This is a genomic window from Desulfovibrio sp. ZJ200, assembly GCF_011039095.1.
GTDB lineage: Bacteria > Desulfobacterota > Desulfovibrionia > Desulfovibrionales > Desulfovibrionaceae > Desulfovibrio.
The window spans coordinates 1-15,083 of record NZ_JAAKEH010000058.1 but is presented as its reverse complement, the minus strand read 5'-3'; the positions used below and the strand labels follow the sequence as shown (position 1 = coordinate 15,083).

Sequence of the window (15,083 nt, the reverse complement as noted above, 5' to 3'; positions counted from 1 at the left end):
GGACGTTGGGAAAGGATAAGCATACTTTCAGCAATCCGGGTAACGGGAGAGACTTGCAGTGTTGTTTTTGATGGGGCACTGGATGGAAAAATGTACAATGCTTATATTGAAAAATTTCTTCTTCCAACGCTTAAAGCTAACGATGTTGTTATAATGGATAATTTGAATGTCCATAAATCAAAAACCGCCCAAAACTTGATAAGGGAAAAAGGCTGCAAGTATATTTTCCTTCCAGAATACAGCCCGGATTTAAATCCCATTGAAAAGATGTGGAGCAAAGTGAAACAATTACTTCGGGGTATGAAAGCAAAAACATGTGATGAACTGTACAAGTCCATTGGAAAAGCATTAAGTTGTATCACACAAAAAGACGCTGAAGGATGGTTTAAATCCTGTGGCTATGTAAAAAGTTAAAAGCAAAATGCTCTAGAGCAATTCACCCTTCTGGGGTTTTGTCACTTTCTCGTTTTTTCGTTTGTCCTGCCCGCTAGAGTATCTTGCTCTTGAAAATAGGTAAAAATATTTGGTAATATTAACTAAATAATGTTTTACTATCATCCAGAGTTCCATTCACATGAAACCTGGAAAAAAGAACCATCGTCAAGTCAACCATGTGCAGATTTCTCGTGTCTTGGATATTTACCCGGTGCTGCCGTCATGGCTGTAGCAGCGCGCCGGATACAAGTCCATCAAAAGAAATTCATTCATCTTCATCATCCGTCCGCGATAGGAACGGCACTCGGATCGCCTTTGTAGTCGATATACTGGAGAATGTCATAGATGTAGCGGCGGCTCTTTTCCAGGTTTTTCCTTGTTCGTGCAGGCAGATCGCGACATGACAAATCGTTAAGCTCGTCATCGAGCTCATCAACATAGTTCGGTAATTTTGCTCGGACAGAAAGGCTATCTACCCCTTTGTCATTTTTGCCCAGAAAATCCATGTGGGCACTTTGGAGTCGATACTTAAGAAGTACAAACAGAAGGGAAGCCGCATTTCTAAATTTCACCTTTTTATGCGCACGCTGATCTTCCATCATGTCCAGCGCCATTTTCAGAAGTCCGTAGGCTGTTTTTTCCTCCAGAGCACCCCATGCTTCAGAACGATAGTGAAGCACATGAAAAGCTGCCGTCAGCATATAAGCATATTTCAGGTGAAATTTGACGATATAGCGAAACAGCAGGCGACATTCCTCCTTCGTTTGAAAGCAACGCCCAGCCGCCTCTATGAATTCTTTATCTATCCTGGACCAGGGCTTGCGAAGCTTGTCGGCAATGTCCTGTCTGAAAGATGGCGGTGTCCTCCCCCACAGAAAGGAGGCTTGCTTGACCAGTTTTGGAAACTGTATTCCGGCCTCGCCACGGATTTTGCCAAGCCTTGCGGCGACCAGCTTCAGTGTGTCTTCAAATTGTGGCTGTGTTTTACCGTTCTCGTCAATGACCTTCAATTTTTTGGATGGGAGAAGCCATTTGGTACGCAGTTTGTCATAAGACTTGCTCAAAAAGGATGGGGAAGCCTGGACGAAATTCATACAGTCAGAAATAAACGCTTTCTGATCCTGACTCGGTACTGCATCAGCAAGAGGGATATGTCCGTCGTCCGGGCAGAACAGTGTCTCCTTTGGAAGTTCAGAGATTTCCTCCATGCGGGAAAAATCAAACAGCAGCTCTTCCACGGAATTGTCGAGCGCCACGAGTCTGACTTGCGCAAGCCCGCTTGCCGGTTTCATGCGGACACGGATGTCAATTGGAATGTCCTGTACAGGAACAAAGGGCAGCGGCACCTCCTCGCTCCGGTAATTATGCTCGGTTTCTTTTTCCAGAAGGACATTCAGGCTGGGATTATATTTTTGGTAGTTGAATCCATGCACGACATTGGTATATTCTTGTCCACCCTTGCAGGTGGTGGCGTCCACAAGGCTTTTCCAGTCCAGATGCTTCCCTCTGTTCCGCGTCAGGATTTTCAGTTCGGGAAGCGTGTCCAGGTAGGTAGGGAGATTGCTTCTCAGTCTTTCGCCGTAGAGTTGAGCGCCTTTGGCCACAATGTCGCCATCTGTCCATTGAGGCAGCCATACGGTGTCCGGGGCAGGCACGCGGGAAATCCGCATTGCGCCCGCGTGACTGAAGGCATCGAACCAGCCGGGCCGCTCATGCGGCACAAGCGGGCCGCACATCACCACTCCGCGCAGACGCCCCCTGTTGCCGCCACGATCCATCGTGTCATGAATCATACTGCGGAAAAAGTCATCCCAGGAAGAAAAATCCGAGTCGTCCTTCCGGTTCAGCTGGGAGGAGAGCCAGGCGCTCCCGCAGGCCCTCACGGTCTGCCATGAGAGAAGGTCGCGCTCCGGCTCCCATATATCCCACCACCAAGAGCCGTCGCTGTCGCTACGGCTCCTGATACGTGGGATGCCGCGTGCCCCGTCCTGACGCGTAATCGCTTCCCATACTTCGGGAAAGCGCAGAACCTGCTGCCATATCTCTCCTGCTGATGTTCCCGGACAGCAACTCCACGCCCAGTCCAGCCCCGTGAGTCCCGTCCCCTTCCGTCCGCGCGAACGCACGGGCACGGGATAACCTGTTTCCGCATCGTGCTGCAGGGCAAAGGTCGTAACTTCGAATATGTCCGGCCCCAGGTAGACGACGAGCATCCAGTCGCCGGGATCAATACGAAAGTCCGGGCCAAGAGCGTGGAGCCATTGCATGGCCGCCGCCACGGGGCGCCACACCAGTTGTACCCTTTCCCTGCGTTCCCCGAAGGACCGGAGCAGATCTTCCTGTCCCATTTCGTCGAGCGTGTCGGGAATGGCTACCACCACATCCTGTTCCTGCCAATCCGCACGTTTCAGCAGATCCGCCAGATGCGCATGCAGGGCCGCAGCCGTGGAAAAACGGGCGGTTCCGGTACTTGGAGCCCAGTACGAGGTTTTGTCCCCGTCCTGCACCAGCCTGCTCCAAAGAAGCCCCACGGGCACGCGGCGCAACACCGTCTCATCCGAAACTGCAGCCTCTGGAGGCCAGCCGAGTCCTGTTTCCAGTCTGCTTTCCATGGCCGTATCCCCGGTCAGAAACGCGCCCCGCCAGGAACGGGGAAGAATGACCGCGGACAGACGAAAGTCTCTGCTCCGCACACTCTTTTCCCCGACGCACGAATCCCCCAGTCCGAAAGCAGCCACCCCAAGAACGTCAGGCATCGTCGTTCTCCAGAAGTTCCACGAAAAGGTCGTCAAGAAGTATGGTCAGGACTTCGATATTTTTGGCCCAGAGTTCCGGAGCGGCGGCAAGACGCGCCAGATGCGTGTCAGTTCCGGCTTCAAAGTCGGGCATGCCGCGCAGGAAGGCATCGGCCAGCACCAGCCCGGTAAGTCTTGCCACTGGAGAGCGCCTATTGATGAACTGACTCTGTAGCTCAAGCCCCTGTTCCGCCGACTTCTGGAGAGCCTGAAAGTTATGCGGCATCGTGGAAGAGAGCGTATGCACCGGCCATATCACGATGACGCGGGCTGTCGTACGCCGGCCCAGCGGCTTGAGCACAAAAAACAGCGAGCCTCCCGTACTCCCCAGCGAGGAGGCCACGTCATGCTTTTCCGCCTGACTGGCGTGCACCACCTCAAGAACGGCCCGCCTGTTCCGGAACTCCAATAGAAAGGGCCCCGGCTCGGAGCCCGTCACTACCCGGCATCCCTGCACCTGTTCACTGAGAAATCCGCATCCAGCCCGTGCCAGAGGCGAGATGTTCACGCTTTCCCTGCTTTCCGTCATGGCCAGCAGCGAAGCGCCAAGCAAAAGCGTACATATATCCGCCCAGGTGCGCCCCTGCCATGCCCACATCCAGTCCTCTTCGTCCTGCCTTCGCAAGAGCTTCTGATACAGCTCCCATATTTTGCGGTAGCGCGTGTCGCTTTGCAAAACGTAGTTCGGTCGCGCTCCGCTCTCAAGTTCGTCCACGTCCTCCCAAACAGGACGCTTCAAAAGTTCGGAACATATGCCGCCGAACCTGTTTACGTCCTTTGCATAACCTGCGTTGGCCGCTCCTGCGCAGACCACACGCACATACTGTCGGCACTCCCGCATACAGCGCAGAAGAAATTCTCTCAGCACGCGGTTTTCCAGCGTATTGAAGGTCTCGCGCCGCGAAATGGCTTGCAGCCGCTGCCTGTTGACCGAAGCCTTCTGCATGGGATTTTTCCCCGGCTGGCGGAAATACCACTGCATACAGCCGGCGTCCATCTCGGCGGCCCGCGTCGCGGGCAGAAGCCGCCGCTCGTGAATGAGAATACGCCGGGCCGAATGAACCAGATCCTGTACGCGCTGCGGCATTTCTTCCGCAATGGCCACAATGAGAGAGCGTTTTTGAACGCTTGTTTCCCTTCCGTATTCCCGTATGCACTCCGGCATCTTCACCCAGGGCACGGCTGATGCGCCTTTTTCCCTCACCTCGGCGCGCTGCACGCAAAAGTCGAAAAAAGACATCCATTCCAGCACGGCCTGCTGAGGTTCGCCTTCGTCGCGCAGGCTGCCGGGCACCGCTCCCTCGCAACGGATGCACAGAGTGTCGCGCTCCCCCGCATGGGAAAGAACGAGCTTCATACGACCATCGTCGCGCGCGGTGTGCCGTGAGGCGGCTATGGCATGAGGCACACGGTAAAGCCGGTAACGCCCTCCGTCGTAGGGACAGCCCAACGGCAGAAATGCCTCATAGCGCATAGCCGCGCCCACCGTGAATTCCCGTGGCACAGAGAGCACGGGACTTCCGTGATACGGCAGCAATACTTCCGAACCTTCCAGGCTCTTTGTTTCCTGCCGGCGACCTATGGCCGACCAGGGCCAGACATGAAACTGTATGGCATCGTCATGCATGGCCGCTCTAGGACCTCGTCACGCCCTGCCAGAGGAATATGCCCGTCTCGTTTGCATTATCCAGCGAGATACGGAAGGCGTCCTTGAGAGCTTCGTCGTCCAACTCGTCGATGACCCTCTCAATCTTGTCCAGACTGTTCTTTGACGCGGGCATGTTCATGTCGCAGCCCCGGAGCTTGGGCAGTATCTTTTGCTCGACCTGATCGGCAAAGGCCTGGCGCATGACGGTGCTGCCCGGATGGACACCGGGATAATTGGCCACATAACTGAACATGGCTTCCTCGACGCGGAAGCCGAAGGCCCGTCCCATGCCGGCAAGGGCATCATTAAGCTTTTTGGTCCAGCCGCTGCAGGCATCAGCGTACTGCCGTATGTCGCTTTTCCTCCAGCTCTCCCATGCCTCTTTTGAAAGCGGAGAACCACCGTCCAGGGCATTCATACACGGTTTTTCCTGATCTCTGCGGCGTGCCGGCTTGCCAAAGCGCAGCACATTGGCACGGTCAAGCACCTTGTCCGAAAGCGTCTGTGTGCTCTCATCCTCGTTCATGGTGCCCACAAATAGAATGTTCTCCGGAACCCATACGGAAAACGAGCCGTGTCCCGTGCCGGTATCAAGTTCAATGGAGGCTCTGTTGCGGGATTCGGCTTTATTCGGATCGACAGTACGGCGCAGTTCAAGCTTGGAAAGGAATTCGCTGAAATAATATTCGGGCCTGGCGAGATTCATTTCATCAAGCAGCACCATGAGCAGGCCTTTGCGAGTATTGTCGTCCTCGTTGCTGGTAAAGAGTTTCTTATAGGGATCCATGCGCAGAAGACAGCGCGCAAGCTCTGTGGCCTTGTAGCGCCGCTCCAGGTAGTTGTAGAAGCCGAACAGATCCTGCGCTGAATCCCAACGAGGCTGCACGGACAGAATAATCTGATTGATGCCCATGAACTCCGCGTATTTCACCGGCAGCAGCGTCTTGCCCGTGCCGGAAACACCGGCCAGCACTGTGAGGGGATTGATATCCTGACACTTGAGCGAAGTGTGGAATGCGTTGATGGTTCTGTCGGGGAACTGCAGCCTGGCATTCCGCAGCTCGCGTCTGAACTCCCCAAGCATTTCGCTCTCGTCCGCCTTCGGCACAAGACGGCGTGAAACGAGCGATACGGGCCGGCGCATAAGTTCTTCGAGAGCCGTGTCCTTTTCCGGATCGTTGCCCCGCGTCTCTGCTCTGAGTGCCGCGAACCGCGCGTTCAGAGCCGCAAAATCCGTTTTCGCCTCGGCAAGCTGCCTCTGAGACGATGCAAGTTCCCGCTCTGAGGAGTCGCATTTTTTCTCAAGCTCTCTGCTTCTGTCTTCCAGCGGCTTTATCTCGTCCTTCAGTTCCTCAAGGCGGGCCTGCTGGGCGGTAATGGTCTTTGCCTGTTCCCTCAGGCGTTCCTCGCCCGATCTGATCTCCGCGTCGATATCCACCTTTCGCTCAAGAGCCTTCTGCAGTCGCTCGTACTCCGCGCGAATCTCCGGGAGATTGTCTTGCATCGTCAAGGCCTTCTGCGTCTCTGCTCTGAGTGCCGCGATCCGTGCGTTCAGAGCCGCAAAATCCGTTTTCGCCTCGGCAAGCTGTCTCTGAGACGATGCAAGTTCCCGCTCTGAGGAGTCGCATTTTTTCTCAAGCTCTCTGCTTCTGTCTTCCAGCGGCGTTATCTCGTCCTTCAGTTCCTCAAGGCGGGCCTGCTGGGCGGTAATGGTCTTTGCCTGTTCCCTCAGGCGTTCCTCGCCCGATCTGATCTCCGCGTCGATATCCACCTTTCGCTCAAGAGTCTTCTGCAGTCGCTCGTACTCCGCGCGAATCTCCGGGAGATTGTCTTGCATCGTCAGGGCCTTCTGCCGCTCTTCCTCAAGATTTTCAAGTTCCTTACGCTTGTCCGCCATTCTGGCTTCCAGCTCCCGCTTCTCCACCTGCATGGCCACCAGCCTCTCGGCGGCGCTCTCAAGCTCCTTCAGACGTGCCTCTTGCGCAAGAATAGCCTGCCGCACGGACTCCTGCTCCTCACGCTCTCCCTGCACCTTGAGGAGTTCTTCCTTCTGTTCCGTGAGGTACTGTTCCAGTTTTTCCTTATCAGCTTTCAGCAATGCAACGGCGCTGGAAAGATCCGCCGTATCCTGATATTTCTGCGACACGCTGCTTATGCAGCGCCGCAGATAAAGCACCATGGCAAAAAGAAAGAAGACGAGAACAATGAACGCCAGCATGGCGATCATCCAGCTCATCACTGGTATGGAAATAGTCACGGGCATGGCAGACGCTCCTTATTCCTGCTTCTGAGCCGGCTCATGCTCAACCGGGACTAGAGTTTCGTTGTTTTTCTGGGTACTTTGCCCCTCCATCTCTTTCATCCTGCGCTCCAGAACGGCTGTATGCGCCTGCAGACGCGCCACGGCGTCATCAAGTCCGGCTCTGCCTGCCCGCAGACCGGAACTTTCCTGCGAAAGATCCTGCACACTCTTCGCAAGCTGACGGCTTCTCTCAGCTACCTCAAGGACGGCCGTCTCCAGATCCCCACGTGTTTTTTCAAGCGCCGCAGCTCTGGCTGTGAGATCTTTCATGGCCCTGTCCGCCTCAACCACGCCATGCCGCATGTTCCGCATGTCTGTCATCGCGTCCGCAACAGCCTTCCGACCTTCGGCTATCTGGCGGGAAAATTCGCCGGCGTCGGCCGCAATGGCCTCTGCCTGCTTTCTGAGAGCCTCCGCAGTCTGCTTCCGGGCAGCGGCCCCTGCCGCAGCCTCATCCACCAGAGAACGGAGAGTCCCGTCATACTCCTTCTGCATGGCCGCCCGCGCATCCGAAAGGGCCCCTGCCTCCTGTTTCATCCTTGCGCCCTGTTCGGAAAGCGTCCTGCCCGTCTCCACAAGAGCGTCCACGGAAGCAGTGAACCTCCCGAGAGACGCGGTCACCTGCGCGCCGAACCCTTCAAGCTCTTTCTGTTCCTGCCGCACGAGCTCGTTGAGCTTCTGCTGTGCCTGCGTACGGGCCTGCAAGTCGGCAAGTTCGTTCCGCACCTTTTCCACGCCGGCCGAAAGACCATCGCGTTCACCCCGAAGACGGGCAACCGCGCTCTCAAGCGCCAGCCTGTCCTGTTCCGCTTGCGTCTTTTCCTTCAAAAGTGCCTGCTGTTGCTTACGGAACAGCCTGAGCGACCTGTCAGCCTCATCGAGCTGGGCCACGGCACTGTCGCGCCTGGCAAGAAGCTGACGCACATCTTCTTCCTGCGTTTGCAATTCCTTTAGAGATTTTTCAAGCGCAGCCTTCCGGGAACGGGCATCAGTCAAGCTCATCTGAAGGTCGGCAAATTCCTGCTTCATGGCAGGCAGATCTGCCAATATGCGTTGATGCTCCTCAAGTTTAGCCTCAAGATCAACACGACGCTTTTCAACATCCAGCACACTAGCACCTATGTAGACGCAAAGCGCCGCAGTTCCCAGCGCACCCGCTCCCAGCAACCAGAGGGGTGGAAAAAACTTTCCCAGCGTCACCGGACTTTTCTCTGTCATTCTTCCGCCTTCGAGCGATTCTGCTCACGCATCTCGTTCCACACATCCTGCACCCGGGCAACGCAGCCGGGCAGATCTTCCCTCAGCTGATACGTCCAAAAACGAATAACTCGCCACCCGACGGCCTCCAGTTCTATAGTTCTCCACAGGTCGTCGCTTTTTCTGTGCCCCTCGGCATCCCTGTGACAGGCGCCGTCCACCTCTATGTCCAGACGACATTCGGGAAAGGCAGGGTCGCGCAACGCAAGGTCGAGTCTGCGATACCCTGCCTGAACCTGCGGCAAAGGCTGAAGCCCTTCTTTTTGCAGGGCTTCAGCAAGCAGCTTTTCGTACGGCGACTCGTAGGGATACCACTCCGTTTTCCGGGGAGGATGCGGTCGGAGTTCGGCTGGGGTCGCCAGAAGCTCAATATGGTCAATACCGCAGCTTTTCGCCCATTCCCTGTTGCCTACCAGATAGAGCATGGCCCGGGCGCGGCTCACGGCCACATTGAAAAGATTGGGATTCTCTCGAAGAAAATGCAACGCGCCCGGCGTCAGATCGTTACCGGCACAAAGACTGAATATCATCACGTCGCGCTCGTCGCCCTGAAAGCCGTGAGCCGTATCCGCATGCACACCGGCCTGCCTCAGCAGCGCGTGGTCGATCCCCGCGACTTCCAGACTATCTTCAATGCGCTGTGCCTGTTCCTTGAATGGCGTGACAATACCTATGGACCCCTTGAAGCGCGCCGTAAGCAGCAGGTGCTTCACAAGCTGCACAACCTGCTCAACCTCTTCACGGCACCAGCAGCTGCGCTGACCAGATCCCCGGTGTATCTCGCCCTGAACCTCACGCCACTCCACGGCTCCCGTGGCTCCCGCAGGAGGGTGGAGCCCCTCCACATCGGTGCCTACCTGCAATCGGCCGTCGTAAAAAAGCCGGTTGGAATATGCGGCAATATCGCCTGCACTGCGAAACGTACAGTCCAAAAGGAATGGCTCGGCAAAGCGTGAACCGGAGGCCAGATCGTAAAGGGAGTTTTCCGCAAACGTGAAACGCAGATCGGCCAGGGACGACATATTGAGCTCACGCTGCAGCAGGGCCTCGCGGTCGGACGTCATGCGCGAAACAAAGCGAAGCTGCCAGGGATCTCCGATGATTCCCGCCCGCCTGGCTCTGAACAGAAGCGGAATGGCCGAAGGAATATTCGACTGACTGGCCTCGTCAATAAGCACAAGATCAAAAAGTCCCGGAACAAGAGGAATATATCGCCTTACGGAGAGGCTGCTCACCGCCCAGCAGGGAAAACAGCGCAGCACCGCAGGCAGGCTTTGTGGCAGCTCCTCATAGAGCAGTTTCACTATGTCGGAAGAAGCAAGAGCACTCTTCACGGTCGACATGGCACGCTCCAGCCCTTTGAGCTGTGTCTTGTCCACCTCCAGGGGCAGCTTTGCCCTCCGGGCTGCATCATGCTTTCTGACAGCGGACAGCTGATTTTTGACAAGGCCGCCCAGTTGGGCGACTTCCCTGCTCAGATTTTCCAGAGCGGGCATGTTTTTCAGGCGGCTTTCTCTTTCTCTGATACCTCTTTTCAGCTCCAACACTCGGGAAGCAGCCTCGAACGCCCCAACCAGAGGGCGCATGTCCGCACGCCACGAGTACATGGGAACTTCCGCACAGTGCCTGTGCAGCGTCCTGCCTGCGCGCCGGAGGTTCAGCAGCGCGCCAATATTCCCCCGCAGGAAAAACCTCCGGAGAGGCGTTTCGTCCGCACACTCTCGAGCAAGGCGGGCGCCCTCACGGTACAGGGCCAAATCCCCAAGATCCCTGTCGGTGAGCCGGGAAAGCCAGGGAAAAGCCGAAAGCTGCGACGCAAGCTCTTCACCAAGGTCGCCAAGCTCTTTCCCGCACCGTTCCACATCGTCGGCCTCAAGGCTTTTTTCTCCCCGCATCTTCAGAAGTCGACGGAACGACTCCAGATGCTCCCCGTCCGTATCGTCTCCGCAGGGCATGGCAAGCATGGCTTTTATGGCGTTCTGCATGCCGAACGAGAGGTTCGGGTCTTCCTTGGCGTTGCAGCGTACCACCAGAACCTCTCCTGTTGGAGAAGTCAGGCGTGCCATGACAGCGTCGATGGCCTTGTGGTTGTAACTGGAAATCAACACTGACTGCCCGCGAAGCCTCGCGTTGAGCACAGTGCTCGACACCACCTGGCTCTTGCCTGTTCCTGGCGGCCCTTGAATGGTGGTCAGCGGCAGTTCCAGCAGCGAGGCTACCGCACGCCGCTGTGTTCCCGTAAGCGACTGCTCCGCGACGACCGCCCCGGAAGCAGGTCTGCATACAGTTTCCTCCCGGGGCCCATCTGCAAAAAAATATGACAGCGCGGTCTTGTCCAGCACCATGTCTGGCGCCCGCGCTATGGTTTCAAGTTCGGTAATAAGACTTCTGCTGTATGGGCTGCTGCGGCTGGCCACAATGACAGCCCGATTGTAGATACCGCTCCGACAGGAGGCATCAAGCGGCCTATCTGAAAGACAACAGGGATTGAGCGGCTCCCGGACATGCCGCTCGTCAGCCGAGGAAAGAATCTGCGCCAGAAGGGAAAAATCGGGAGCGATCTCGTCCCCTCCCGCGCAATCATCCCCGTTCTGGCTGGCATACATGCCGCAGGCCTCAAGAAAGGTTCTTTTCTCACTGCTCCGTGAAAACGTATGATCGAGCCATTCCGCATTGACGAAAGGCCGTGTGAGCCTGGCTTTCACCTCAAGACCGGCTGGAGAAATACGGTGATCCAGCACATGACAGAAGACAGGGTACAGAAGGATGTCTCCATTTTTCCCGGCAATGGCATTCACCGGATAGCCCAGCATAAGCGTCGTGGACTCGGAGTTCCGCCACAAGTCCCTGATGGGGCCAGAAATCTCCGCAAACGGTATCAGCTTCCGCCATAACACATTATCTCTGGGATACCACAGCCCTGCATCAGAAAGAAAAATAAACTGCTCGCCCAAGGTATTCTGCCATACCTTTGCGGTTGAACCCTCTTCAAGATGAATACATTTGATGTAATAAGAAATAAGTTCACGAAATAGCTTCCATTTATCCCTAGCTTTTTCTTTGTATAAAGAACCTCTAAACATTGCTATTCCGGAATAACTTTTTAGATCAGGCACTTTTTTGTAGGATGGAAATTTCGCTTTACCATGAATTTTGTTATGTCGTACAGTTATTTCACCATGATTGATAAGCTCCATACATATACGAAATATTATATACGCCGGAATATGAATCTGTAGCGAAAGATTCCATGCCAGCATACGTGGATAAATATCTCCATATATATGTTCTATAGCATTAAGAATTGATGAACGTACTTTATCGTATATATCAGAACTGCTGTTATCCTTATAGGAAATGCTCATAACAAATTCTTCACTACTGAAGTATACTTATCCGTATCTTTGCTGACAGAACTTCGTTGCCATTATGAACACTAACATTCTTATTTGTCCAGCACATTACCGGCATAAAAGCGGGTTTGCCTGCGAATGAGGCGCATTGGATGCGTACCTGCAACGGCAGGCCTGCCAAGGGGGCTGCCCCCCCCGACAGGGGAATGATTTCCCGATACCCTCACGGCTGGCGCGTTGCGCCAGCCGGCAAGCGGGGGGGGCGGGGGAGCTCCCGACGTGACGTGGGCGGAGCCCCGTATGTTTCAAAGTGAGCCACTACCGGCGGCGGCAATGCCTTGGGCATACCTGGTGCGGATGTTTTTGCGCTCGTTCTGAGCCACAGTGGTCTGGCCCGCTGTTCAAGCCAATGCGCTGCCAGTTCTCCTTCTGATCCGTACTGGTACGCAAATGCATCCGTACGCTTCTGCCATGATGATTCCTCCCCTCCGTGATTTGTTCACAGAGCGTCATCCGGGGCATCAAGAACAATAAAGCTCATTGCTCGTTTTCGGGTGGGCCGGGGCGTGTCTTTCTTCCTGGCTTTCTGGCCTTCCCGCTGCCGTCGGGCTTCGGTCAGATATTTGGTCAAGGTTTGGGCCTTCACCGCGATCCCCTTCTCGTGCAGCTTCTCGACGATCTCCTGTGTGTCGAAACCGCACTTCTTCATCCGCTCCAGCGTCGGGGCAAGGGCGAAGATTGCCTGCTTTACGGTCATGCCGCGGCTTCCGTCCAGCGTGACAACGGCGGGCTTGAGGTGGGCAAACTCCTGTCGGATTTCTTTCAGTTGGCTGGCTGTGATGCTCATGGTGTTTTCTCCTGTGGGTGGCGGGGCGTGACCCCGGTTTTGTCTTTTGCCTTTGGCGGTCAAGCGGCACGCTTGCCCACGACTTCCCGCAGGGAAGTATAGTGGGCTATGGCTCATGGCTGAGCCGAGATTCCCGGCGGATGGTCAGCGCATCCTTGGGCGACGGCGTTGCGGCGCGGCTTCCGGCTCTTGCCGGATTTGTTGTTCACGCTCGGACTGCTGGCGGGCCTCCGCTTCCTGACGCTCGCGTTCCTGTCGTTCCATGGATTGCAGACGTTCCTGCAAGACTTCCTCCTGCTTCCGTCTTTCAGCCATTTCTCCGATGAGTTGCAGGGCTTCGTGCGCTACAGCATCCGCCTCGTTCCGTAGACCGGCGAGGGCCTCCTGCTGCTGCTTGAACTCCCGCGTATCCAGATGCTTTTTTGCTGAGCCCGGCTTTTGCTCGACGCCGCGCTGGATGGCGAAGCCACGGCTTTGCAGATAGGCGGGTAAGTCGGCTTGCAGCTTTTTCAGACTGGCGCGGGTATAGATGCTGTTGGCGCTGAGACGCCCGTCCGACGTCACCGGCACATGAAGGAAGTGCATGTGCGGCGTCTTTTCGTCAGTATGAACCATTGCCGAGATGACGTTTTCCCTGCCCACAAAGTCGGTCAGAAAGGCCGCGCTCTCCTCGAAAAAACGCCTGGTTTCCTCGACAGTGAGTGTGTCAAAAAATGCCTTGTCGGAGCTGACCACAAGACCGCATAGATGCACGGCGTCCTTGCGCACAGCCTTGACCATAAGCAGATCGTCAATGCGATTCTGAATGGATTCGGCATAATTGGCGGACGGATTTTCACATAGATCGTAGTTTCCCACGCTCCGGCTGTAATCAATGTCGGGGTTGGAATGACTCTCGCGTTCGCGCCGGTTGTGGCTCTGAATGCCGCGTATGGCGTCTTTTTTGAATTTGTCCATATGCAGGACGAGTGTGGACATAATGAAACTTCCTTATCCTGTAAGAAACAGGTGTCCCGCTGTACCGCTGCTTAAGCGCCGGTACAGCGGGACACCTCCAACCGGCCTATTTTGAGCAGGCTTCCAATCTCTTTTTCAGTCGCTGAATCGCGCCCTTCGATTTGCCCATTTCCTCGGCGCAGTCGCGGATGCTGTAGCCTTCGCCAAGCAGCCTTTTCAGCTCCTCCAGCTCCACGTCCTCAATTTCGCGAACCTGCCAATGCAGGGCGTTGCCCTCGGTAATCAGATTGGCCTCAAAAGGCTTGGCGTCGTCGCCGAGAATGCCTCTGGCCTTGGTCAGATGAACCTCAAAACGCGCGCCTTCGGCCATTGCGTATTCCCTGGGTCTGCGGAGGCTGATGACCGTATCCATAACGTCCTCTTTGGCGCTGGTGCCGCGCTGGTCGCCGGATTTTCCGGCGTGATGAATCAGGAGAACCGTAATGCCCCTGCGGCGCAGACCCAGAAGTCATGGCTGCATGGCCTGCCAGGACTGGGATTCGTTTTCCTTATGGCGTCTGGCGCATTCCGCTTCGCGTTGTCGCCGGATGGATTGCTGGTGTTCCCGCCATGCCGAAAGTTCGGACACGGAAAGAGTCTGCTTTTTTTCGGCGTAGAACGTGCCCTGATCGTCCGTTTCCCAGTTGCACCACCAGAGGGTGGCCGGTTTATCCAGATGGGCAATGTATGCGCCGTTCAGCTTGCGCGGCTTGCTTTCTGTGGGGCAGCGGTGAAGAGTCCCGTCCGCGAGGATTGCTTCAGGGGTAAGGCCATGCTGGCCAAGAACTTCCTGGAAGGTTTGCAGCAGGTCATTCATGGTTCACCTCCGCCTGCCCGGCGTTTTCGATGAATGCCTTGATGTCCTCGGCGCGCCAGACGGTTGTGCGCGGGCCGATTTTTACAGGCTTGGGATAACGTCCAGTTGCACAGCCTTTCCACCACGCGCTCTTGCTGATGGGAAAAAGCTTCAGGATTTGCGGAAGCCGAAGAAAACCAGTGGAAGGAATATCAGTCGCCATAGCGATAACTCCGTATGTAGTTGATGATTACGGAGTGCTATAGCATATTTAGTCAATAAATCCACATAGTTTGAAGAAGTGCGATACAGTGCGAAGAGCTTTTATGCCGTGCGATAGAGTACGCTATGGATGTATGAAAAAGGGAAATTTTTCAGAAAAAAATTTCTTTCTGGCAAGAAAAAAAGTAATAGAGCATTTTGCTTTTAACTTTTTACATAGCCACAGGATTTAAACCATCCTTCAGCGTCTTTTTGTGTGATACAACTTAATGCTTTTCCAATGGACTTGTACAGTTCATCACATGTTTTTGCTTTCATACCCCGAAGTAATTGTTTCACTTTGCTCCACATCTTTTCAATGGGATTTAAATCCGGGCTGTATTCTGGAAGGAAAATATACTTGCAGCCTTTTTCCCTTATCAAGTTTTGGGC

The 15,083-nt window shown here is 55.2% G+C and carries 12 protein-coding genes; 1 reads left to right on the top strand and 11 read right to left on the bottom strand.

The genetic code is table 11. From position 1 onward, the window contains the following. Positions 1-414 (top strand): transposase (locus G7Y52_RS12935; protein WP_165068458.1); only part of this gene is annotated, 414 nt, incomplete at its 5' end. Positions 415-713: 299 nt separating this feature from the next. Here G7Y52_RS12935 and G7Y52_RS15060 read toward each other — a convergent pair. The 11 genes from G7Y52_RS15060 to G7Y52_RS12885 form a co-directional block, all read right to left on the bottom strand. Continuing rightward, a complete protein-coding gene (locus G7Y52_RS15060; protein WP_206215302.1) occupies positions 714-3,191 on the bottom strand; it encodes a hypothetical protein in 2,478 nt (825 codons plus the stop codon). After that, entirely contained in the window at positions 3,184-4,857 is a 1,674-nt protein-coding gene (locus G7Y52_RS12925; protein ID WP_165072563.1) for a DUF2357 domain-containing protein, read from the bottom strand. Before G7Y52_RS12925 ends, G7Y52_RS15060 begins: the two co-directional genes overlap by 8 nt. 7 nt (positions 4,858-4,864) lie before the next feature. Beyond that, the gene (locus tag G7Y52_RS12920) at positions 4,865-7,141 is read right to left on the bottom strand and encodes a hypothetical protein (RefSeq protein ID WP_165072561.1); all 2,277 of its coding nucleotides are present in this window, start codon (positions 7,139-7,141) and stop codon (positions 4,865-4,867) included. Between the two features lie 12 nt (positions 7,142-7,153). Then, entirely contained in the window at positions 7,154-8,227 is a 1,074-nt protein-coding gene (locus G7Y52_RS12915) for a hypothetical protein (RefSeq protein ID WP_165072559.1), read from the bottom strand. Positions 8,228-8,394: 167 nt separating this feature from the next. Next, on the bottom strand, positions 8,395-11,634 hold the full coding sequence (locus tag G7Y52_RS12910) for an AAA domain-containing protein (RefSeq protein ID WP_206215301.1): 3,240 nt from the start codon (positions 11,632-11,634) through the stop codon (positions 8,395-8,397). Between the two features lie 655 nt (positions 11,635-12,289). Next, positions 12,290-12,637, bottom strand: a complete 348-nt coding sequence (locus G7Y52_RS12905) for a protein MobC (protein WP_165072555.1) — start codon at positions 12,635-12,637, stop codon at positions 12,290-12,292. A gap of 144 nt (positions 12,638-12,781) precedes the next feature. Beyond that, positions 12,782-13,615, bottom strand: a complete 834-nt coding sequence (mobV, locus tag G7Y52_RS12900) for a MobV family relaxase (RefSeq protein ID WP_165072553.1) — start codon at positions 13,613-13,615, stop codon at positions 12,782-12,784. 85 nt (positions 13,616-13,700) lie between these two features. Then, complete coding sequence (locus G7Y52_RS15395) at positions 13,701-14,006, bottom strand: hypothetical protein (protein ID WP_241159751.1); 306 nt, start codon at positions 14,004-14,006, stop codon at positions 13,701-13,703. Positions 14,007-14,102: 96 nt separating this feature from the next. Further along, on the bottom strand, positions 14,103-14,450 hold the full coding sequence (locus G7Y52_RS15390; protein ID WP_241159750.1) for a hypothetical protein: 348 nt from the start codon (positions 14,448-14,450) through the stop codon (positions 14,103-14,105). Then, positions 14,443-14,652 (bottom strand): AlpA family phage regulatory protein, encoded by a 210-nt coding sequence (locus G7Y52_RS12890; RefSeq protein WP_165072551.1) that lies wholly within the window; start codon positions 14,650-14,652, stop codon positions 14,443-14,445. The genes G7Y52_RS15390 and G7Y52_RS12890 overlap by 8 nt, the downstream gene beginning before the upstream one ends. Before the next feature lie 203 nt (positions 14,653-14,855). Further along, positions 14,856-15,083 (bottom strand): transposase (locus G7Y52_RS12885; RefSeq protein WP_206215300.1); only part of this gene is annotated, 228 nt, incomplete at its 5' end.